The organism is Collinsella sp. CLA-AA-H302, assembly GCF_040093305.1.
Lineage (GTDB): Bacteria > Actinomycetota > Coriobacteriia > Coriobacteriales > Coriobacteriaceae > Collinsella.
Window position 1 is genome coordinate 16,163 of sequence record NZ_JBBNJW010000015.1, and the last position, 22,034, is coordinate 38,196.

The following is a 22,034-nucleotide window of genomic DNA, read 5'->3' on the forward strand; positions in this document are numbered from 1 at the left end:
CAAATCGGTTTTTGTCGAGGTTAGGGGCTAGTCCCCCGAGGCCTGGTTGCGGCCGGTGGCGTAGTCGATCTGCACATGCGGCTGCAGGTTGTAGCAGTACACGTGGAAGCACAGGGTCTTGCCGTGATCCTCGACCGATTGCGCCTCAAGTCGCACGCCACGGCAGACGAGTTCCTCTTCGTTGTACATGGGCGTGACGCGGTAGAGCACATGGTTGCCCGTGTCGTGGATGTAGTCGAGGATCTGCTCTTCAAACGGCAGCATGCCCGTTTCGTTGAGATAGCGCGTGCCGGTGAGGAGATTCTTGCGATTGGCGTTTTCGCCGCAGAGCGACCAGGCGATGAGGTGGCAACGGTTGTAGAGGCTTTGACCCGGAATAAAGTCGTAGCGCTGCTGGTGCCACCCGGCGGGATGGATACGCGAGATATCGCCGCGCTCGCCTTGGCCAAGCGATTCGGGACCCACGCAGGCGAGTGCTTTGCGGGTGCGGCCCAAGCTGTCGAGCTTGGAGAACTTCTTAAAGCAGCCCTCTTCGGTAGCGCGCTCGTATTCATCGAGCGTGAATGACGGCGTGCCGAGCGGGTGTGTGCTGTCGGCGCGCAGGGCGACGTAGGGGTTGCCGGCGTAGTCGGGAATGCTGCTGAGATAAACACCGCGGGCGCGGTCGAGGTCGGGGTTTTCCACCTCGTCGATGGGGGTGGCGGCGCTGTCCGTGGAAGCGCCGTCGCCGGTGTCGGTTGCGGCGGAATCGGAGCTATCGCCAGAGTCTTGGCCATTTTGAGAGTCCGAGGAGCTCGCTGTTCCCGATTCGAGCCGGGCAACCAGGTCCGCCTCGTCTTCGGTACGGCTGGGACTCTCGTTTTGCTTCTCGGCCAGAGCCGCCGCCTGCTCATCGCTTTGCGGCGACAACAGCTTGGGCGCTCCATCGAGTGACCCTGTGAACAGCGCAAACCCCAGCACCACGGCGGTGCCGATGGAAAGTACTTGCTTGTAGGCGGACTTGCGCGACATTGAGGCTCCTGGATGGATGGTTGGGAACCTACCAGTCTAGCGGGAGCCGGCAAGGGCCGTTCTGTCGAACAAATACTCAAGATTTGGAATAGACGCTACTGATTCATTTGTCTCATATGGAGCTGCGGCGGTTGTGTATATGGGGCTATTCGGCGTTTCCCCAGATAAAACCTGCCAAAATAAACCTGTCCCCTTTAGAAGGTCGGCAACAATTTATGTGGTTCAGGTTGAGCATACGCGAGCGAGCAGGTTCCGGGTGCGGCAGGGTGACGTGAAACAAGCGGGCGCTGACCTTTTGGTCGCGCCCGTGCAGTTAAACGTCAGATTGCCGTGCCCGGGACCTGCGCAGCGCCGAGCGGTTACGCCGTTTGTAAAACGGCGTAACTTAAAGATTCATGTTGCCGTGGATGTAGGGGGTGACCTCGGGGGAGATATGGCCGCAGCCCAGCTCGCGCAGCGCGGACTCGATAGCGGCGGGCAGCGGGGTGCTGCCATCGCCGTCGACGGCAGCACCGCCGAGGGCGGCAACCTTAGTGACATCTGCGGGAGCGGCCTCGATATGCATGCAGCCGCCGACGAGGCGTGCGCGCACCTGTGCCAGGCCAAGATCGTGCAGGTAATCCTCGCATGCACGGATTAAATCGACCTTCTCGCGTGTGAGCTCCTCGCCCGTGGGGATGCGCGTGGCAAGACAGGCGCCCGCCGGCAGGTTCCAAACGGGGTATCCCCAGGCGCGCAGCAACTCGCGTTCCTCGTCCTTGGTAAAGCCGACCTCCATGAGGGGTGAGCGCACACCGAGCTCCTGGGCGGCGCGCATGCCGGGGCGATAATCGCCGCGGTCGCTTGCGTTGCTGCCATCGATGACGGTGGGAAAGCCCAGCGACTTGGCGTGGTTGACGATGGCGGTAAAGCCAGCGTGCTTGCAATGGTAGCAGCGGTCGGCATCGTTGCATGCTACCTGGGGGAGCTGCAGCTGGTCGACCGAAAGATTGAGCACCGGGAGCTTAAAATGCGCCCCCTCATCGCTCTGTCCGTCAACGGCCCGCTCAAACGAAGCCTGCTCGGGCGTGCCGATGAGCGGCGTGGTGAGGTGGACGAGAAGCGTGTCGGCAGGCATGATACGGGCGCAGACCGCGGCCAAAAAGCTGCTGTCGACGCCACCGGAAAAGCCGATGGCGACGCGACCGTATGCCAAAAGCAGCTGCTCGAGCGCTGATAGCTTGTCTTGAAGCTCCTCTGCGGGTGCCGTGGTGTCTAAAATCATGAAACGTTCCTTATCGTTGAGTACTCGATCGAAAACTATAATCCTAATGCGTTACTTGCCATAAGACTTCTATCTGTGTAACGAAAGTGCAATATGGTATATACGTTATATACAAGTTGCCAAATGCGGTAGAGTTGCAGCAACGCGACAGCGAGAGTCGATGGGGGACCAATATGATCAAGGCTGTTATTTTTGACATGGATGGAACGCTGGTCGATACCGAGCGTTTGGGGATTAAGGCCTGGAAGGCAGGCGCCGCTGAGCTGGGGCTCGCGATTGATGATGCGCTGATCCATCAGTTTATCGGTCGCACGCTGCCCGATGTTATGGACATCCTCGATAAGCATTACGGCAGCCACGAAACCACCGAGGCGATCTATCGTCGCCACAAGGAGATTCGCGACGAGATGGTCAAGACTGAGCTGGAGCTTAAGGCCGGTGCCGCCGAGTGCCTAGACGAGCTGCTGGCTGCGGGCTATCACGTGGGTCTAGCGACGTCGTCACGCTTCGTTACGGCCGAGCGCAACCTTAAGATGGTCGGTCTTTTTGACAAGTTTGAAACGGTAACGTGTGGCGAGGACGTCGTGCACGGCAAGCCCGACCCCGAGATGTATCTGCTCGCCTGCGAGCGCGCGGGCTTTGCCCCCGAGGAATGTGCTGTGGTCGAGGATTCGCGCAACGGCTGCGTCTCGGGCATCACGGCCGGATGCCACGTCTTTGCCGTCCCCGATATCGTGCCGCTGCCGCAGGACGTGGTGGATGGCTGCGAGGCCGTGCTCGATACGTTGTTCGATCTGGCGGCGGCGGTCAGGGCCGTGCGCTAGTGTTTGCACCCGAGTCGCCATATCCCGCGCCCGATCCCGCGGGACGGTGACGGTAACGGCGCCTGCGTGGAGGCGCTGACGCAGTCAGCCCCTCTTATCACGCCAAGATTGCTGTTTTGGCCGATAAGAGGGACATTGTGCTTCAAGCGACTGGGGCTGCGGCCTTGGTAAGGAGCTGGTGGAGGGTTATGACGCTACAAGTTACTCCAGAAGCCAGTCGATCACGTTGCGCTTGCGGACTCCTTCGTAGTTCGCGTCCGCAAACAACGTGTCGAGCGTAAGAAGCGTCTTGGGGTAGTTGTCTCGGACTTTCTTAAAGGGGGCCAACTCTCGATTGAGGGTGGTTTCGTCGAGGGTTGTGGCTGAAACCTGAAAATAGGCTGTCTCGTCTGAGTTTAGGGCAACAAAATCGATTTCCCAGCCGTCGATATCGCCCACGTAGACGTCGTATCCACGGCGTAGGAGCTCGAGATAAACAACATTTTCGAGGATATGACCGATATCGCTGCTTTGGGTTTTGACAAGAGCGCCTCTAAGTCCAAGGTCAACGGCGTAGTATTTGCCGTTTGTTGAAAGAAGCTGCCGACCACGCACGTTATAGCGCGGAGCTAAGTACAGCACAAGGCTGTCTGTTAAGCCTTTGAGGTACTTGGCTACGGTTTTCTGGTCGGTTTTGTTGCCGTTGGACGAGAGCGTGTCGGAGATTTTTTTAATCGAGATCCGGTTTCCAATGCTATGGAGTAGGAATTTGGTGATATCGCGCAGGGTCGGGACGTCTGAGACCTTCAAGCGTTCGATAACGTCCCGTATGACTATGGTGTCGTAGAGGCTCATGAGGTAGTCGCGCGCCTGGTGGCCTTGGATGCCCGTCTCGGCGATAAAGGGAAAGGAACCCCTGGTGATGTACTCGTCAAACAGCTGGGTGGGAGCCTTTCCGTCATTGGTTTTTGCCGAGCAAAACTCTTTAAAGGATAGGGGCAGCATCTTGAGCTCTACGTAGCGGCCGGAGAGCAAAGTTGCCAGCTCGCTCGAGAGCAGATAAGCGTTGGAACCGGTTATGTAGAGGTCGACATTGTCCTTGATAAAAAGACTGTCGACGGCTTTTTCGAAATGCTCGACGTGCTGTATCTCGTCCAGAAAAACGTAGTTCATCTTATCGGGGACGAGTCTGGCGGAAATGTAGTCGTAGAGTGCTCTATATGACGTAAGCGACTCGAACTCCAGGTCTTCAAAGTTGAGGGATATAACCTGGTCACCTGTGATTCCATGATCGCGCAGGTAGCTACGGTAGATTTCGAATAGCTTTGATTTGCCGGACCTTCGCACGCCCGAAACGACCTTGATGACGTGTGAGTCTTTCCACGAAATGAGCCAGTCGAGGTACTGTTTGCGATCAATCAGATTCATGAAACCCCTTTCTTGGCGAGAAAAAACTGGAGCAAAATCAATACTTATAGGAAATATCTAAAAATATGGAATTTAGTCTATTTTAACAAAAAAGTTAATGAAAAATGGATTGCATTCCATAAATATCCGAGGCGGCAGCTTTGGCTATGTGGGGGAGGGGTGCGTGGGTCAGCAAAAAACGCCGCAGCGGGCCTGTTTCCGTTGCGGCGTTTTTTGTTACAAGTAGGCGCCCAGGTTGATGTCGGTTGTCGGGACCATGGGTTGGCCCGTCGGGTGCGGCTTGGCATTTTGGGTACTTACGCGCTCGAGCAAGAAGGGACGCACGAGCTCCTGACGGTTAATGCCCTCGCTGGCCGTGACCGTGGTGACGGTGCGCGCGGCGGAGCCGATGCGGACTCGTTTGGTCTTGGCGACAGGCTTATCCTCGATTTGCTCCATCAGCAGTTGGACACCCTTGCGGCCAATCTCGTAGCCCGGGGGCGCTACCGTAGTGAGCGGGACCGATCCGCTCCAAGCGAGCGGGTTGCCATCGCAACCTGCTACGCGTACTTGCCCGGGTACAGAGATGCCCTTGTCGACCAGCGCCGAGATAACGCCCGAGGCCAACACGTCGGTCAGGCCGACGACAAAATCGGGGCGTTCGTCGGCGGGGCGCGCGGCGATTTGGGCGCCGATGCCGTAGCCGTCGGCGGCGGTATTCCATTCGCCGGCGTCGATGACTTCGATCTTGATATCGGGGTGTAGGGCGAGCGCCTTATGAATGCCAAGGACGCGCAGGGTGAGTTGCATAAATGCTGCTCTACCCACAACGGTGATATGGCGTGCACCGCGGGCGATGGCGAGTTCGGCAATGATGCGCCCCTGGGCCTCGTTATCGGCCGCTACGTAGTAGCCGGGCTCGGAGCAATGGATGTCCAGGTGGACGATCGGCACGGGCATCTTGGCCATGGCGGGGTGCCAGTCGGGGGATGCCATGGGCTGAACCATGACGCCGGACATTTGGGTGCCCATAAAGTAACGCAGGTAATGGTCCTCGAGAATATCGTCGTTATCGGCGTTGGCGATGAGCAGGTCGTAGCCGTGCTTACGGGCCTCGTTGTGGGCGCCGCTGGCGATTTGGAGCGAAAGGCCGTGATCGAGACGGGGGAGCACCAGGCCAAAAGACTTGGTGGCGCCGCCCGCGAGCTGACGAGCGCTTTGGTTGGGCAGGTAGCCAAGGCGATTGATGGTCTCGTTGATGAGCTTGAGGGTCTCGGGGCGTAGCTTTTCGGGGTGGTTGAGCGCGTTGGAAACCGTGCCCAGCGAAACCCCGGCCTCGCGCGCGACGTCGCTGATTTTTACCTTTGCCATAGCGGCCCCTTTGATGCGTTTCAAGTACAAGCCAGATTGTAGCATCCCAAACCTACCAAAAAGGGATAGGTTTATTTTGGCAGGTTTTATCTGGGGAAACGCTGTTGCCAACGCGATCGCCACGAAGGGGACAGGCACCTTTGTGGTGGTTTGGACCGGCTGGGCATGTGTGCATCGGGTGGTATCTAAGTTGAGATACCACTTCTGGTATATCAGCTTGCGCTTGCGTGAGTACAATACTCGAACGTTATACGTCTCAGCGCCCCCTGTGCGTGGACGTCTTGCAGTCACGCGAACGAAGGGATTTATCCTATGTGCGGAATTGTCGGCTACACCGGCTCTGATATTGCAAAGAACATCCTGGTCACGGGCCTTAAGCGCATGGAGTATCGCGGCTATGACTCCTCGGGCGTCGCGCTCGAGGTGGGCGAGGGCGCCGCGGCGCACCTCGACGTTATCCGCCGCGTGGGTAAGGTTGCGGGTCTGGAGAGCGAGCTTTCCAATATCGATAGCGACGCAACCTGCGGTATCGGTCACACCCGTTGGGCCACCCACGGCAAGCCTTCCGTCGCTAACGCCCATCCCCACACCAGCTGCGACGGTCGCATCGCCATCGTCCACAACGGCATCATCGAGAACTTCGCCGAGCTGCGCGAGGAGCTAGAGGGCCGCGGCCATCACTTTAAGAGCGAGACCGATACCGAGGTCTTCGCGCATCTGATCGAAGAGGCTTATGCCGAGACACACGACCTGATGGCTTCCGTGCGCGAGGCCTGCACCCACGTGGTGGGCGCCTATGGCTTGGCCGCCGTGTGTGCCGACGAGCCTGGCGTGATCGCCGTTGCCCGCAAGGACTCCCCGATTGTGGTCGGCGTGGGCGAGACCGGTTCCTACGTTGCCTCCGACGTGATCGCGCTTATCGATGCCACCCGCGATGTCGTGGTGCTCGAAGACGGTCAGTTTGCCAAGCTCACGCCCGCAGGCGTCGAGTATACCGACGAGGCCGGCAACGTGATTGAGCCCAAGGTCACCCATATCGACTGGGACCTGGACATGGCCGAAAAGGGCGGTTATCCCGACTTTATGCTCAAGGAGATTCACGAGCAGCCGCGCGTCGTGCGCGATACCCTGGTGGGCCGCATGACCCCCGCCGGCGAGCTCGATATCGACGAGCTGGGCCTTTCGCTCGAGGAGCTCAACGATATCGACCGCGTGTATGTGATTGCTTGCGGCACCAGCTACCATGCCGGACTCATCGCCAAGAACCTTATTGAGGGCTGGGCTCGTATTCCTACCGAGGTCGAGGCGGCGAGCGAGTTCCGCTACCGCAACCCCATCATCACGCCTACGACGCTTGTCGTGGCCGTGTCCCAGTCGGGCGAGACGGCCGACACCCTGGCCGCCATTCGCGACGCGCGCATCAAGGGCGCCAAGGTCTTTGGCATCACCAACGTGGTGGGTAGCCCGGTGGCGCGCGAGAGCGACGGCGTTATCTACACCAAGGCCAACAAGGAGATCGCAGTCGCCTCGACCAAGAGCTTCATCGGTCAGGTCGTGAGCCTTACGCTTTTGGCTCTGCTGCTGGCGCAGGTCAAATACCGCCTGACCACCAAGCAGGCGCGCATGCTGTTCCGCGAGCTTTCCGATACGGCCGAGCAGATCCAGTGGATTCTGGACACGCAGACCGAGGCCGTGCACGAGGCCGCCCTGCTGTGCAAGGACGCGCAATCGGCGCTGTTCGTGGGTCGCGGCATGGGCGCCGCCATTTCCTACGAGGGCGCGCTCAAGCTCAAGGAGGTCAGCTACCTGCACGCCGAGGCCTACGCCGCCGGCGAGATGAAGCACGGTCCCATCGCACTGATCGATCCGGGCTTCCCCGTCATCGCGGTGGCCACCAAGAGTGCCACCTACGACAAGACCGTGTCGAACCTTATGGAGTGCAAGGCGCGGGGTGCCAAGGTCATCGTCGTTGCCACCGAGGGCGACGAGGAGATCAACAAGATCGCCGATTGCATCATCCGCGTGCCGGCTGTCCGCGACGTGTTCAGCCCCATCACGGCGAGCGTCCCGCTGCAGCTGCTCGCCCGCGAGGTCGCCATCCTGCGCGGTTGCGACGTTGACCAACCTCGAAACCTCGCTAAGAGCGTGACCGTCGAGTAATTGTTGTTCCGCCGTTCTGACGAACGGCGGACCTGCCGACGCTGCGCGAGCCGCATTCACGCCAATCTGACGTTCAATTTCGAGGGCGCGACCAGAAGGTCAGCGCCCTCTCATTTCACGTCACCTTGGCGCAAATGCGGCTCGCTCGCTGGCTGCGCCAAGTATGTGGTGTTGCCGTTGTTTGTGCTGTTTAAGCTATTTAACGATCAAGGCCCGGCTCCGCATCAAGACGGAGCCGGGCCTTGTTGCATTTGCCCAGATAAAACCTGCCAAAATAAACCTGTCCCTTTTTGGCAGGTTAGCGGAGCTTGCTGGTCTCGAAGTACTCGGGGAACTGGTCCAGAACCTCGGTTTGGTTGCGGAACATCATATGCAGGTGCTTGCTGACCAAAAAGCTCGCTTCGATGGGGTCGCGACCGGCGATAGCGCGGCGAATCTGCTTGTGCTCGTTCACGATGTCCTGATTGTCGAGAACCTGCGTGGCGGCGCGCAGCCAGCGGAAGCGCTCGAGGTCAGCATTGGTCTCTTCGAGCCACGACCACACGGTGCTACGGCATGCGATGCTAAAGATCATGCGATGCATGAGATTGTCGCTCAAAAAGAAGCCGATGCGATCCTCTTCGGCCATGGCCTTTTCCTGCAGCACGATGGCGCGGTCGAGCTGCTCGATGCCGGCCGACGTGGCGCGCGCGCAGCACTCTACAATCACCTGTTTTTCCAGGTGCTCGCGAATGTAGCAGGCACTCTCGGCAAGGGTGAGGTTGATGGGCGAGACATAGGTGCCGCTTTGGGGCACGGTGCGCACCAGGCCCTCTTGCGCCAGACGCACCAGTGCCTCGCGCACAGGGGTGCGCCCCATATCCAGGTCGTCGCAAAGCTGTTTAACGCCCAGCTTTTCGCCCGGCTTGTAGTCCAGGTAGACTATTTTGCGTCGAATGGTGTGGTAGGACTGGTCCTGTAGGCTCGTTTCCTGCTCGCCGATGTGCATTGATTCTTCCATAGCGCCTCGCAACCGTTCATTCACACTCATATGCCAGTTGTTTATTATGCCGCGAGTCAGCCCTCCGCGGTGGGTAATTCAATCGCCGCCCGATAACTTTTGCGACATTTTTGCCTGCGTTTGCGAGGGATTGCGCTTAGCGTTGCCGTATCATAAGCCGTCGCACACGTGAAAGAGAAAGAAGGAATCCCATATGCAACTGGCGAATATCGTACGCGAGCGCTGGAAGGGCGTCTTGTTCTGCCTGATCATCGCCATCCCCGCAACGTTGCTCGGCAAACAGATTGAGGTGGTCGGCGGGCCGGTATTTGCCATCCTCTTTGGCATGGTCCTGGCGCTCGTCTTTCCCAAGAATCGCCGCGAACAGCTCGCCGCCGGCGTCACCTATACGTCCAAAAAAGTCTTGCAGTACGCGGTTATCCTGCTTGGCTTTGGCATGAACCTCTCGCAGATTCTGTCCAAGGGCGCCCAGTCGCTACCGATTATCGTGGCGACGATCTCGACCTCGCTTGTCATTGCCTTTGTACTCTGCCGCGTTATGAACGTGCCGGGCAAGATCGCGACGCTTGTAGGTGTGGGTTCGTCGATTTGCGGCGGTTCGGCCATCGCCGCGACCGCACCCGTCATCGATGCCGACGATCGCGAGATTGCCCAGGCTATTTCGGTCATCTTCCTGTTTAACGTTATCGCGGCGCTCGTGTTTCCGACGCTCGGCGGCATGCTCGGGCTGACCAACGAGGGCTTTGGCCTGTTTGCCGGCACCGCCATCAACGACACCTCGTCCGTAACGGCTGCGGCGAGCGCCTGGGACAGTATGCACCCCGGTGCCAATGTGCTCGAGAGCGCCACGGTGGTTAAACTCACCAGGACGTTGGCCATTATTCCCATTACGTTGGTCCTCGCATGCTGGCAGATGCACCTGGCGCGCAAGGTCGGCGGCGACGCCAAAAGCACGTTTTCGCTTAAACGCGCGTTTCCCATGTTCGTGCTGTTCTTTGTGCTGGCAAGCGTGGTCACCACGGTGTTTCAGCTTCCCACGTCCATTACGGCGCCCATCAAGGAGCTTTCGAAGTTCTTTATCGTGATGGCCATGGCGGCTATTGGCTTTAATACCGATATCGTCGAGCTGGTCAAAAAGGGCGGCAAGCCCATCGCGTTGGGCTTTTGCTGCTGGGTTGGCATTGCGTGCATGAGCTTGGGAATGCAGCACGTGCTGGGAATCTGGTAGAGAAGTAGCTTATTCGCGTGCTGGTTGCTGGTGAGCGCATGCCTGCGGTGGAGCGATAGGAGCTCTTGCGGGTATGGCTTGTCCGCAGGTTTATAAGTCCCGAAGAGCTCTTATCGCCCCGCCAGGATGGCGATGCGGGGCAACACCTATACTCGCAGGACGGCGCTTTCTGCCCTATAGTGTTTGGTGAGCAATATCGTTCAATTTTGAAACACTCGGTTGTGCGACCGTCGGTGGTTGCACGTCGCCGCGGACAGGGGCAAATCATGGATAGCGATGCCAAGCTGAACGTCTTGACCGAGGCCCTGGCTGCTGCCGGGGCCTCGGCATTGGCAATCGATGCGCGTGGGGACGTCGCGATTTCGACCATGAATGACGCGGCGCTTGAGCGGGATGTGGCAGCTTTTGTTGCCGAACGCCTCGACCGTATAGGAGACGGCGCGCGTCTGGTTATGGGGCGTGCGGGTACGCGCCTGAGCCTGACCGTTCGCCCCGCCGACAAAGAGGGCGGGGGCCTTTGGGTCGTCGTGGTCCGCGAGGTGCGCGGCGCCGCGGCGCATGCGGGCATCGAGTGGCTCAACGCCGACGAAGTTGAGGCCCGCTACGAATCGAGCGCGTACGGCATCGTTGAGGGGGCTGCCTCGGTGGCTGCGCCGGTCGCCGAGAGCTACGCGCGCGGTGTGCCCCTTATGCTCGAGGGCGAGCTGGGCGCGGGTCAGGTCGAGATTGCCATGCGCCTCTATCTGGACGGTCCTTTTGTCGATCAGCCCTTTGTTGCCGTTGCGCTCGATGAGCTAACGGATCGCGGCTGGCGCCATCTGCTCAAAAGCGCCGAATCACCGTTGTTCCAAACGGGGCTGACACTTTGCATTGAGGGCTGGAACACGGTTGGCCCCCAGCGTCTCCGCGAGCTCGTTTCCACGATGGCCGACACCGCGTTGGCGACGCGCTGCCATGTGGTGCTGACGGCGAATGACATGCCGGGCGGCAGCGAAAGTGATCAAGCCGCCTTTGTGACTGAGCGCTTTGCCTGTGCGGTGAGCGTGGCGCCGGCAATCGCCGAGCAGGGAGCCGCGTCGACGAAGGTTGCGCGCTATTTGGAATATCTCGCTGATGCATTTGGGACGGCAGCGCCCACGTTGTCTGCCGCGGCGGCAAAGACGCTCGATGTTTACCGCTGGCCGCGCAATTATCTGCAGCTCCGCGAGGTCTCGGAACGACTGTATATATTGGTGGGGGCGGGCACGGTGGACCGCGCTGTGGCGGAGGAAGTGCTAGCCCAAGAGGACGTGATTAAGACCGCAACCTTTGGCGCCCCGACACTCGAAAGCGACCTGTATATCCTGCGACCGCTGGCCGATACCGAGCGAGATATCGTGCATCTGGTTGTAGATCATCTCCATGGCAACCGAACCCGTGCGGCGGAGGTGCTGGGCATAAGCCGAACAACGCTGTGGCGCTTGCTGAAGGACGATGACCGTTGAGCGAGGCGCCCGTGACCGCGCGCGACGCGTGTGCTACAGTCCAAAGCGTTATTGTTTCGATTTGGTTGCGGCGTGCGGGGGCGTATGGCTGAGACTACAAAACCGAGCCGCAGAAGGCGGAGTGCCGCGCCGGTCAACCGACGCACAACATCGGTGACGTGGGGCAAACACGCCTCGGGGTTTGATGGCTCGTTCAAGCGCACTAAATACGGCTATCCTTCGGCAAGCGCCCGCTTGGCCATGCAGGCAGAGTCCTCGTTGTGGGGCCGCAAACGCGTGGTGGGCTCAAAGCTCAAGCACGACGGAACGCTCGGTTACATCAGCCGCGGGGCGGCTCGTCGCAGCGGACTCAATCCGGCTGGTTGGCATCGTTATGTTCCGATCGCGGTCGTCATTGCGGTGATCATCATCGCACTCGCTGCGCTTGGCTACGCCGGCGGCGGCGCCAACTTGGACGCAATGTTTAAATCGCCCGAGCTCGCGCATGCAGGCACAGAAGTTGTCGAGGGCGCTCAGACCCAGACGGGCGTCGCACCCCAGCGCGGCATCGTCGCGGCGGCCTCCACCATCGCCGACGCTCAAAAGGACGAGGGCGAACAGGGCGACGGCGCCGAAACGACCCACACGAACGAAACGACGACAACTCCATCGGCAAGATAAGTTGCGAGCGGGTCCGCCGTTCGTTAGAACGGCGGAACTAATTACTTTACATACACCACGTTGTCGCGGCGGGGTTTGGGCTCGGGTAGCGTGTCTTCGGCATAGCCCAGGATGCAGTGACCGACACCGCGCAGGCTGCCGTCGGCGGGCAGGCCCCAGCTGGCCAGCAGCTCCAGGCCCTCGGGCGAGTCAAAGACCTCATGCGCGCGGTGAATCCAGCACGAATCGACACCCAGTGCATAGGCGGCGTTGAGCAAGTTGCCCATGGCGAGCGAGCCGTCTTCCAGATGTGTGGGCACGCTGCGGTCGACCAGCACCACCACAACGGTCTTGGCGCCATAGAAGGGGTCGCTGTTGCTGCCCATGATCTGGGCGTTGAGCTGTGAGAGACGCTCGACGGCCGCGGGGTCGGTGACGGCGACAAACGTCACCGGTTGGCGGCCCATGCCGCTCGGTGCATATTGGCCGGCTTCGATAATACGTGCAAGCTTTTCGGCCTCGACGGGACGATCGCTGTATTTGCGGCAGCTGCGGCGATGGATGAGTGCTTCGATAGTCTCCATGGTGTCTCCTTGCGGTGGCGTTGCAGATGCCCCGTTCATACCCGTCGGGCTCAAACGATAGACGGTCAATTGCCCGGCCAAAAGGATAGATTCCAATTGGGAAAGTAGGTTTGCATAAAAGTACCTTCAGAATGTGACAAACAAATGGGATGGTTAAACGTTTTATCCCGTCTACCCTGCGGTTTTTTACCACTTGCCTAAATGACGAACGCATAACCTCTGATAAAGGTTTTACTAAAGGAGTACCAACGTTTATCAATGCGCCGTGGTGGCGCCGGGCCAGGAGGTAACATCATGTTCCAGGCTGGAGATGTCGTCGAGACCGACTTCGAAGGATTTCTGAAGCTGCTGCGTTCCAAGACGCGCGCTTTTGTGACGATTGACGATCACGAGTACTACATCACGCACACCGATGGCTATTGGCGTGTTCAGGATTGCGAGGCCCTCAACGACAAGGGCCACTTTACTGACTGCTCCGAGCTGGTCAACACGGTCTGCGAGGTCGTCGAGCTGCCGTGGATTGCCGGCAAGAGCCTGCATGACAGCTTCTCGGGCGCTACGGTCTATGAGGCCGTCGCCGCTTAACGGGCAATAAAACCCGATTTTCACGTGACCGCTGGCGCTGCCCCCGCGCCGGCGGTCTTTTTCTGCCGATAGGCCATAAAAGTGCAAGCATTTGCGGAGAGCCTGTTGACGATAGTCAAAACTCGGACTAATCTAGAGATACAAAATTGGTCAAAAATCGGACAATCGAATGGTGGGATAGATGAATAGTGCGGTTACGCTGGTCGACTTCGACCGGTTGCTCAATGGACTCGACCATATCTATTCGGAGTTCTCGCGCGCCTGCGGTCTTTCGGACTGCGCTTACTGGATGCTCGTCGATACCAGCACGGCGGGCGGCAGTATTGCCGTAAGCCGCCTGACGAGCGAATGGTTCTACAGCAAGCAGACCATCAACTCGGCCATTAAAACCTTGACGGCGCGGGACTTTGCAACGTTGGAGTTTGCCGAAGGCAGCCGTAAGAACAAGGTTGTGAGCCTGACCGAAGAGGGCAGGCGATTTGCAGAGCGTTATGCACTGCCGGCACTCAAGGCCGAGCAGCGAGCCTTTGGCGCGCTTGAGCCGTGTGAGCAACGCGAGATTATGCGCCTGATCGGCAAGTTTTCCCGTGTACTAGGGGATGAGTGCGAGGCATTTAAGCAGCAGATGGCTGCCGAAAAGCAAAGTGAGGGGGAGTCGTGCGACTGTTAATGAGGTTTCTGAAGCCCTATCGAGGGCTTGTTGCAGTGACGCTGCTGGTGCTGCTGGTTGATAACGTCGGCACGCTGTTGGTTCCCACGATGCTGGCGAACATGGTCAACACCGGTATCACCACGGGTGATGTCGACTACATTTTGCGCAATGGCCTCTACATGCTTATCGCGACCGGCATGGCCAGCGGCGGCGCGGTGCTGGGCTGCTATCTTTCGGCGCGCTTGGCCGCCAACGTGGCCTGCGATATCCGCAATGCCGTGTACGACAAGTCGCTCGAGCTCGCGGCCAGCGACTTTGAGCGCTTTGGCACCGGATCGATGATCACACGCTCGCTCAACGACATCAATGTGATTCAACAGGCCATCCTGCAGACGATCCAGCTGGTGCTGCCGGTGCCGTTCTTGGCCGTCGCGGGCATCATTTTTGCTTGGCTCATCGATCCCGCCATGGGCACGCTGCTGGGCGTGGTGGTTGCGATCGTGCTGGTGGTGGCAGTCTTTACGGTGGCTAATGCCGCGCCGATTTTTATGCGCCTGCAGAGCTTTATCGACCGTATGAACGTGGTGTTGCGCGAGAACATCGTGGGCGTTCGCGTCATCCGCGCTTTTAATAAAGAGCGCCACGAGGAGCAGCGCCTGGACGAGGTGTTTAGCGATTATGCGGACAACGCCATTAAGGTCAACCACCTGTTTGTGGGCCTTGATAGCTCTACCTTCTTTTTGATGAACATTGCCGAGGTGGCGGTGCTGTGGGTGGGCGGCAACCGCGTTGGCGACCATGCAATGCAGATTGCGAGCATCTCCGCGGTGCTGGAATATGCGCTCCTGATCCTGTTCTTTGTGATGATGGCGCAGATGGTGATGCTCACGCTGCCGCGCGCCGCGGCTTGCCTCAATCGCGCGCAACAGGTGCTGGAGATTGAGCCGAGCATCGTGGACGGCGACCGTACGCTGGGCGCGGGCACATCCGATTCAAAGGACGGACCGGATGCGGTCGCCGTGTTCGATCACATGTCGTTTCGTTTTGACGATGCCGACGAGGACACGCTGTGCGACCTGAGCTTTACCTGCCGCCGCGGTCAGACGACCGCGATTGTGGGCTCGACGGGCTCGGGCAAGTCGACAGTGGCAAAGCTCCTGCTGCGCTTCCACGATGCCACCAAGGGTGCCATTCGCCTGGACGGCGTCGACCTGCGCGAGCTTTCGCAAGACGAGATTCGCGGGCGCATTGCCTACGTCCCGCAGAAGGCATGGCTGTTCTCGGGCACCGTGGCAAGCAATTTGCGCTTTGGCAACGAAGACGCGACCGAGCCCGACATGCTCCATGCGCTGGGGGTTGCACAGAGCACCTTTGTGCTCGACCAGCCCCAGGGGCTCGATACTCCGGTGGCCCAGGGCGGCACGAACTTCTCGGGTGGTCAGCGCCAACGCCTGGCGATTGCCCGCGCACTCATGAAGCATGCCGATCTGTATATCTTCGATGACAGCTTTTCGGCCTTGGACTTTAAGACCGATGCAGCGCTGCGCCATGCGCTGCAGGAGGAGACGCGCGACGCTGCGGTGCTCATCATCGCGCAGCGCATCTCGACGATCTTGCATGCCGACCAGATCGTGGTGCTCAAGGACGGCGAGGTCGTGGGCCTGGGCACGCACGACGAGCTTATGGAAACCTGCGAGGTGTACCGCGCCATCGCGGAATCGCAGATGAAGGGAGGTGAGTAGCATGACCGAGGGGCTCAAGAAGTGCGGCGACGCTATCGATTCGGACGCTGCGGACACTGCCGAGAATACGGTCGACCAGGCTGCCGCGATGCTCGAGCTGGATGACGCCGCCAAGGTGGCGGACGAACGAGAGGCTCGTCGCCAGGCGCTGTACGAGGAAAACGAGCGTGCCGAGGACGAGCGTGCCCGTGCCGAGGCAGAGCGTATGCGCGACGTGGACGACGAAGACGAGGACGAGACGCCCCGGGATACCTGGGCGACGGTGCGCCGCTTGTGGAGCGAAGCCGCCGGCGACCATTGGCGCTTCTATATTGTGTTCGCGAGCATCGTGTTCTACGTCATCTTCAACACCGCCGCACCGGCGTACAGCGCTCGCGTGATCGATGAGCTGTGGGGTCATATGCAGGTGGCGTTTGCCAACGACACTACCTTCAGCATTACCTGGGAACATTGCGGCAAAACCATTTTCGTCTACTTTATGATTTGGACGGCAGCCGCCTCCTTCTATGCGTTGCAGAGCTTTTTGATGTCGAGTGTGGCCGAGCGACTCAATCTGCGCCTACGCAATCGCATCGCGCAAAAGCTCAGCCGCCTGCCGCTTGCCTACTTTGACGCGCATCGCCCCGGCGAGGTCGTCAGCCGTGCGACCAACGACTTGGACAAGATGTCCGAGAGCATGCAGCGCGGATTGCTGCAGCTGCTGGTGTCGATCGGTACGGTAGTGGGCGCCGTGAGCATGATGTTTGTCTATAGCGTTAAGCTCACGTTGGTCTTTTTGGGCTTTACGGCGGTATCGCTGCTGGTGACCAAGGTGGTTTCGCGCCGCACGCATGACGTGACGGGCGAGCGCCAAGAATGGGTGTCCAAGATTACGGGCGCGGTCGAGGAGGGCTACTCGGGCCGTCTGGTGATCCGTGCGTTCAACCGTGAGCGCCAGAGTTCTGCCGAGGTGCACGAGGCTTCGGGCGAGCTGGCGCGCGTGAGCGCCAAGGCCGACTTTATGATCAACGCCGTCGGTCCCGCGGTTCGCTTTATCGGTCGCCTGGCGCAGATTGTGATTGCGCTCGTGGGCTGCAGCATGCTGGTTGCCGGTCACATGACCGTCGGCGTGTTCCAGGCGTTCTTCCAGTTTATCTACGAGGCGTCCGAACCCATGACGCAGCTGTCGTTCACTTTCAACTCGCTGCAGAGCGCGCTGGCGAGTGCGGAGCGCGTGTTCGACCTGCTCGATGAGCCCGAGATGGAGGCCGATCCGCTGCCGGACGAGGCCGCCAAGCTGCCGGGTCGCATTGAGGGCCGCGTCGCTTTTGAGCACGTGCGCTTTGGCTATGTGCCCGACAAGCCGCTCATGCGCGACGTGTCGTTTACCGCCGAGCCGGGCCAGAAGATTGCCGTGGTGGGAACCACGGGCGCAGGCAAGACGACGCTCATCAACCTGCTCATGCGCTTCTACGAGATTGACGGCGGGCGTATTACGCTCGACGGCGTGGATACGAGCCGCATGGATCGCGGCGAGCTGCGACAGCAGTTTGGCATGGTGCTACAAGACGCCTGGCTGTTCGACGGCACGATTGCCGAGAACATCGCCTACGGCTGCCCCGAGGCAACGCGCGAGGAGATTGTTGCGGCCGCTCGCGCCGCCCAGGTCGACTTCTTTGTGCGCACCATGCCTCAGGGCTACGACACGCGCGTAGCCAACGATGCCGAAAGCATCAGCCAGGGCCAGCGTCAGCTGCTAACCATCGCACGCGTGCTGCTCAACAACCCGGCGATTCTCATCCTGGACGAGGCGACCTCAAGTGTGGACACGCGCACCGAGCTTGCTATCGGCCGCGCCATGGACGCGCTCATGCGCGGGCGCACGAGCTTTGTGATCGCGCATCGCCTGTCGACGATCGTGGACGCCGACCTGATCTTGGTCATGGACCACGGCAATATCATCGAGCAGGGTACGCACAAGGAACTGCTGGCTGCCGAGGGTGCTTACGCCGACCTCTATCTGAGTCAGTTCGCATAATGTGACAAAGGGACAGTCCCGCATGTCACATCAAAAGGAATGGCGCGCCGGGGATTGATTCCCTGGCGCGCCTTTTGCGTCGGTGCCGATATTGTTTTGTACCGCTTGCGTTCCTAACGTTCGTCCATGAGCTTGGCGACGAGGGCCTTGAGCTCGGCCACCTCTCGCTCGAGTTCTTTGACGCGGCGGGCATTCTCGGTGATGCCCTGGCGGTTGAGGGCACTCTGCTCGGCGGCGTCATCGGGCATGTACTCGCGATGCTGCTTGGCGTCGAAACTCTCCTCGAACACACGGCAGCCGTTGCGCTTGATGATGCGTCCCGGCACGCCCACGACGGTGCAGTTGTCGGGCACGTCCTTGACGACAACCGAGTTGCCGCCGATTTTGACGTTGTTGCCGATGCGGATGTTGCCGAGCACCTTGGCGCCCGTGCCCACGGTGACGTTATCGCCGAGCGTTGGGTGGCGTTTGCCGGTCTCGTTGCCGGTACCGCCGAGCGTGACGCCCTGGTAGAGCACGCAGTTGTCGCCCACGATGGTGGTCTCGCCGATGACGACGCCCATGGCATGGTCGATAAAGAAGTGCTTGCCGATCTGTGCGGCGGGATGAATCTCGACGCCGGTGATGTGGCGGGTGATTTGCGAGAGCACGCGGGCGAGCGAGCGATGACCGTGCTCCCAGAGCCAGTGCTCGGGCACGTGGTTCCACTTGGCGTGCAGGCCAGGATAGGAAAGGAAGATGACCAGGCCGTTTTGCGCAGCGGGGTCCTGCGCCTGGACGGTCTTGATGTCCTCGCGAATGGTATTGATAAAGCTCACTGGCCGCCCTCCCTTAGCGCCATGGCAATGCGATTCAATAAAGTATAGCGATTCGCTAGGGATTAGGAAGAGCAATCTTTCACGGCTTTGCGTGACAGGTGTCAGTTATGCAAACTTGCTGGTAATGGAGTCATGCTTTTGTGGGGTCGTGTGCATGGTCGCGCCGCAACCGTATACTGGTCAACTTGGACGTGTCCGCGCCCACAACTGAGAGGTTTTACTTCATGGGTTTCATTAATTTTATCGCCGAGCTGCTCAAAGACCCGCGCACTGCGATCGCCAGTTGGATCGCCGCCGGCCCGCTTATGGCCTACGGCTGCGTGTTCCTGATCATCTTTATCGAGACGGGCGTGGTATTCTTCCCGTTCCTTCCCGGCGATTCGCTGCTGTTTGCCTCGGGCTTCTTTGCCCACAACGGCGGCTTTAATATCGTGGCCCTGCTGGCCGTCGCATGGGCGGCTGCCATTTTGGGTGATCAGTGCAACTTTATGATCGGTCGCTTCTTTGGCAAAAAGATCATCGCTTCGGGTAAGGTCAAGGCCATGACGCCCGAGCGCATCAAAAAGTCCGAGGACTTCTTGGACAAGTGGGGCCACCTGGCCATCTTCCTGGGCCGCTTCTTCCCGTTTATCCGCACCTTCGTGCCCTTTATCGCCGGCATGGGCGGCATGCACTGGCGCAACTTTGTCATCTACAACGTGCTGGGCGGCATTACCTGGTCAACGCTCTTTACGCTGCTGGGCTACTTCTTTGGCGGCATCCCCTTTGTGCAGGAGCACTTTGAGCTGCTGATTATCGGCATCGTTGCCGTGTCGATTATCCCGACCGTGGTCGGTCTGGTTAAGGCTAAGCTAGGCAAAAAGAACGCTTAGCTCGAGCCGGCGCGCAAACCGTGCAGTTGAGGCCCGTCACCGCTTACGGTGGCGGGCCTTTTTGCTTCGGTCAAATGAAAATACTTTACTTAGTTAAAGAAAAGCGTTTTATCAGACGCGTACGGGGAGTACAATCTCGTGCATGCGAATCGACGTGCCATTGGCTTTGATGCCGTTCGCGTGTCCCGTCCGGCTCTACGCTCCGGGCGCGTGACGTTGCGACGCGGTCGGCCTCGGTCCTTGCGTGCGGGTTCGCGAGTGTGCAACTGTGTATGTAAGGAGCGACATATGACTGTCGAGAAGAAGGATATCGATTGGGGTAGCCTCGGCTTTGGCTACATGAAGACCGATTACAGCTACGAGGCTCATTGGAAGGATGGCGAGTGGGACGAGGGCGGTCTGACTACCGACCACACCCTGCATGTCTCCGAGTGCGGTGGCATCTTCCATTACTGCCAGGAGGTCTTTGAGGGCCTGAAGGCCTACACCGCCGAGGACGGCAGCATCGTCTGCTTCCGTCCCGACATGAACGCCGAGCGTATGTACAACTCTGCGCAGCGCCTCGAGATGCCCCCGTTCCCCAAGGACAAGTTCGTCGAGGCCGTCAAGCAGGTCGTTTCTGCCAACGCCGCCTGGGTTCCGCCCTTCGGCTCCGGCGCGACCCTGTACGTGCGTCCGTTTATGATTGGCTCTGGTGACGTGATTGGCGTGGCTCCCGCTCCTGAGTACACGTTCCGCATTCTCGTGACCCCGGTCGGTCCGTACTTTAAGGGAGGCCTTAAGCCCGTCAAGCTGCGCGTTTCCGAGTACGACCGCGCCGCACCGCACGGCACCGGCAACATCAAGGCCGGCCTCAACTACGCCATGTCCCTCAAGCCCACGATGGAGGCCCATCGCGAGGGCTATGCCGAGAACCTGTATCTCGACTCCGAGTCCCGCACCTATGTCGAGGAGACCGGCGGAGCCAACGTCCTGTTCGTGAAGGAGGACGGCACCCTCGTCGTTCCCCAGTCGCATACCGACTCCATCCTGCCCTCCATCACCCGTCGTTCGCTCGTTCAGGTCGCCAAGGACCTGGGCGTCACCGTCGACGAGCGTCCCGTCGAGTGGGCCGAGGTCAAGGCCGGTACCTTTGTCGAGTGCGGCCTGTGCGGCACTGCTGCTGTCATCTCCCCGGTTGGCGAGATCGACAACAAGGTTTACGGCGCCGACGAGACCGTGACCTTCCCGGCTGGCTACACCGAGATCGGCCCTGTGATGAAGAAGCTCCGCGAGACCCTGACTGGTATCCAGTCTGGTGCTATCGAGGATAAGCACAACTGGGTTTACACCGTGGCGTAAGCTGCCATAGCTGTTCAGCCCGAGGCCAACCTTCCTTTCCGGCGCGTCCTCGGACATGAAAGAACCTCCGCTGCGCACTTCGTGCGGCGGAGGTTCTTTCGTCCTGCGGAGTGCGCCGGAAAGGAAGGTTGGCCTCGGGCCTGCGTTACCTCGGCGTTGTCGCAACACGCCATAATTAATCTGGTTAAAGATGGTGCGCGGCCTATTGGCCGCGCGTTGTGCGTGGATAAGAAAAGGGCCCAAGGTTTGTGCCTTGGACCCCAAAGGGTTGATGAACTGGCTTAAGACTCGGCCGTGATTGTTAGAACTTGACGGTCGGTGCCTGGCGGGCTGCTTCGGCGGCCTCGAAGCCCTGGCGCTCCTTAAACTGGAAGATGCCGGCAAAGATGACAGCCGGGAACGTCTGGATGGCGTTGTTGTAGCTGAGCACGCAGTCGTTGTAGCTCTGGCGTGCATAGCTAATCTTGTTCTCGGTATCCTCGAGCGATGCCTGCAGCTGCGTAAAGTTGGTGTTTGCCTTCAGATCGGGGTAGGCCTCGGCCACGGCGAAGAGCTGGCGCAGCGCACCGGTCAGCACGTTGTCGGCTTCCATCTTGGCCTCGGGCGTGGTGGCCTTGACGGCGGTGTTACGCGCGCTGATCACGGCGGAGAGCGTCTCTTGCTCGTGCTTGGCGTAGCCCTTGACGGTCTCGACCAGGTTGGGGATCAGGTCGTTGCGGCGCTGCAGCTGCGTATCGATGTTCTGCCAGGCGTTATCGATGCGGTTACGCTTGGTGACCATGTTGTTGTAGATGCCGGCGATGGCGCAGACAATCACAATGACAACAACGATGCCGATGATGACGGTAATCATGATGTCTCCGTTTCGAATGGCCGCGGCGGCATGCGCCAGCTGCCGTTGGTATAACGCTACTAGTATACCCGCAACGTTTTGCCGTGCCGAACTTTCCGGTAAGCGTTATGTTTTCGGCGGGGTCGGCCTTGATTCGCAACTTCATCCGAACACTTCCCACATTCATCCGTACATGTACGGATGAATGTGGGAATCCGATACCC

19 protein-coding genes are annotated in these 22,034 nt (G+C 59.6%); 11 read left to right on the forward strand and 8 right to left on the reverse strand.

The window, feature by feature from the left end:
- Positions 1-27 precede the first annotated feature (27 nt).
- Both AAAV21_RS09425 and AAAV21_RS09430 read right to left on the reverse strand, forming a co-directional pair.
- Positions 28-1,011: a DNA/RNA non-specific endonuclease gene (locus AAAV21_RS09425; RefSeq protein ID WP_349109191.1), complete on the reverse strand. Its 984-nt coding sequence runs from the start codon at positions 1,009-1,011 to the stop codon at positions 28-30.
- Positions 1,012-1,396: 385 nt separating this feature from the next.
- Positions 1,397-2,275: an ATP-dependent sacrificial sulfur transferase LarE gene (locus tag AAAV21_RS09430; protein WP_349109193.1), complete on the reverse strand. Its 879-nt coding sequence runs from the start codon at positions 2,273-2,275 to the stop codon at positions 1,397-1,399.
- A gap of 173 nt (positions 2,276-2,448) precedes the next feature.
- Here AAAV21_RS09430 and AAAV21_RS09435 point away from each other — a divergent pair, with 173 nt between their 5' ends.
- Positions 2,449-3,099, forward strand: a complete 651-nt coding sequence (locus tag AAAV21_RS09435) for an HAD family phosphatase (RefSeq protein ID WP_349109194.1) — start codon at positions 2,449-2,451, stop codon at positions 3,097-3,099.
- 201 nt (positions 3,100-3,300) lie between these two features.
- Here the strand turns inward: AAAV21_RS09435 and AAAV21_RS09440 are convergent, their stop codons facing one another.
- Together AAAV21_RS09440 and AAAV21_RS09445 are read right to left on the reverse strand one after the other, a co-directional pair.
- A complete protein-coding gene (locus tag AAAV21_RS09440; RefSeq protein WP_349109196.1) occupies positions 3,301-4,506 on the reverse strand; it encodes an ATP-binding protein in 1,206 nt (401 codons plus the stop codon).
- 216 nt (positions 4,507-4,722) lie between these two features.
- Complete coding sequence (locus tag AAAV21_RS09445) at positions 4,723-5,856, reverse strand: LacI family DNA-binding transcriptional regulator (protein WP_349109199.1); 1,134 nt, start codon at positions 5,854-5,856, stop codon at positions 4,723-4,725.
- A gap of 312 nt (positions 5,857-6,168) precedes the next feature.
- On the opposite strand from AAAV21_RS09445, the gene glmS reads away from it, so the two are divergent.
- Positions 6,169-8,016, forward strand: a complete 1,848-nt coding sequence (gene glmS, locus AAAV21_RS09450) for a glutamine--fructose-6-phosphate transaminase (isomerizing) (protein ID WP_349109200.1) — start codon at positions 6,169-6,171, stop codon at positions 8,014-8,016.
- Between the two features lie 298 nt (positions 8,017-8,314).
- Here glmS and AAAV21_RS09455 read toward each other — a convergent pair whose 3' ends face one another.
- Positions 8,315-9,016 (reverse strand): GntR family transcriptional regulator, encoded by a 702-nt coding sequence (locus AAAV21_RS09455; RefSeq protein WP_349109203.1) that lies wholly within the window; start codon positions 9,014-9,016, stop codon positions 8,315-8,317.
- Positions 9,017-9,209: 193 nt separating this feature from the next.
- On the opposite strand from AAAV21_RS09455, the gene AAAV21_RS09460 reads away from it, so the two are divergent.
- From AAAV21_RS09460 to AAAV21_RS09470, 3 genes are all read left to right on the forward strand, one after another.
- Positions 9,210-10,244, forward strand: a complete 1,035-nt coding sequence (locus AAAV21_RS09460; RefSeq protein WP_349109205.1) for a YeiH family protein — start codon at positions 9,210-9,212, stop codon at positions 10,242-10,244.
- A 266-nt stretch (positions 10,245-10,510) separates the two neighbouring features.
- Positions 10,511-11,728 (forward strand): helix-turn-helix domain-containing protein, encoded by a 1,218-nt coding sequence (locus tag AAAV21_RS09465; protein WP_349109207.1) that lies wholly within the window; start codon positions 10,511-10,513, stop codon positions 11,726-11,728.
- An 84-nt stretch (positions 11,729-11,812) separates the two neighbouring features.
- On the forward strand, positions 11,813-12,388 hold the full coding sequence (locus AAAV21_RS09470) for a hypothetical protein (RefSeq protein ID WP_349109210.1): 576 nt from the start codon (positions 11,813-11,815) through the stop codon (positions 12,386-12,388).
- A gap of 41 nt (positions 12,389-12,429) precedes the next feature.
- Here AAAV21_RS09470 and AAAV21_RS09475 read toward each other — a convergent pair whose 3' ends face one another.
- The gene (locus tag AAAV21_RS09475; RefSeq protein WP_349109212.1) at positions 12,430-12,951 is read right to left on the reverse strand and encodes a nitroreductase; all 522 of its coding nucleotides are present in this window, start codon (positions 12,949-12,951) and stop codon (positions 12,430-12,432) included.
- 294 nt (positions 12,952-13,245) lie between these two features.
- Between AAAV21_RS09475 and AAAV21_RS09480 the strand changes: the two genes are divergently transcribed.
- The 4 genes from AAAV21_RS09480 to AAAV21_RS09495 all read left to right on the forward strand — a co-directional run bounded on the left by AAAV21_RS09480 (position 13,246) and on the right by AAAV21_RS09495 (position 17,947).
- Positions 13,246-13,536, forward strand: coding sequence for a hypothetical protein (locus AAAV21_RS09480; RefSeq protein WP_055251737.1), 291 nt, complete (start codon positions 13,246-13,248; stop codon positions 13,534-13,536).
- A 181-nt stretch (positions 13,537-13,717) separates the two neighbouring features.
- The gene (locus AAAV21_RS09485; protein ID WP_349109214.1) at positions 13,718-14,206 is read left to right on the forward strand and encodes a MarR family winged helix-turn-helix transcriptional regulator; all 489 of its coding nucleotides are present in this window, start codon (positions 13,718-13,720) and stop codon (positions 14,204-14,206) included.
- Positions 14,206-15,930: an ABC transporter ATP-binding protein gene (locus AAAV21_RS09490; RefSeq protein WP_349109217.1), complete on the forward strand. Its 1,725-nt coding sequence runs from the start codon at positions 14,206-14,208 to the stop codon at positions 15,928-15,930. The genes AAAV21_RS09485 and AAAV21_RS09490 overlap by 1 nt, the downstream gene beginning before the upstream one ends.
- Position 15,931: 1 nt before the next feature.
- Positions 15,932-17,947, forward strand: a complete 2,016-nt coding sequence (locus AAAV21_RS09495; protein ID WP_349109219.1) for an ABC transporter ATP-binding protein — start codon at positions 15,932-15,934, stop codon at positions 17,945-17,947.
- Between the two features lie 113 nt (positions 17,948-18,060).
- Here the strand turns inward: AAAV21_RS09495 and cysE are convergent, their stop codons facing one another.
- Positions 18,061-18,765 carry a serine O-acetyltransferase gene (gene cysE / locus AAAV21_RS09500; RefSeq protein WP_349109222.1) on the reverse strand — a complete coding sequence of 235 codons (705 nt, stop codon included), beginning with the start codon at positions 18,763-18,765 and terminating at the stop codon, positions 18,061-18,063.
- 224 nt (positions 18,766-18,989) lie between these two features.
- Between cysE and AAAV21_RS09505 the strand changes: the two genes are divergently transcribed.
- Positions 18,990-19,637 carry a VTT domain-containing protein gene (locus AAAV21_RS09505; RefSeq protein WP_349109225.1) on the forward strand — a complete coding sequence of 216 codons (648 nt, stop codon included), beginning with the start codon at positions 18,990-18,992 and terminating at the stop codon, positions 19,635-19,637.
- A gap of 288 nt (positions 19,638-19,925) precedes the next feature.
- Positions 19,926-20,978 carry a branched-chain amino acid aminotransferase gene (locus AAAV21_RS09510; RefSeq protein ID WP_349109228.1) on the forward strand — a complete coding sequence of 351 codons (1,053 nt, stop codon included), beginning with the start codon at positions 19,926-19,928 and terminating at the stop codon, positions 20,976-20,978.
- Between the two features lie 301 nt (positions 20,979-21,279).
- Here AAAV21_RS09510 and AAAV21_RS09515 read toward each other — a convergent pair whose 3' ends face one another.
- A complete protein-coding gene (locus AAAV21_RS09515) occupies positions 21,280-21,831 on the reverse strand; it encodes a LemA family protein (protein WP_082421874.1) in 552 nt (183 codons plus the stop codon).
- Positions 21,832-22,034 lie beyond the last annotated feature (203 nt).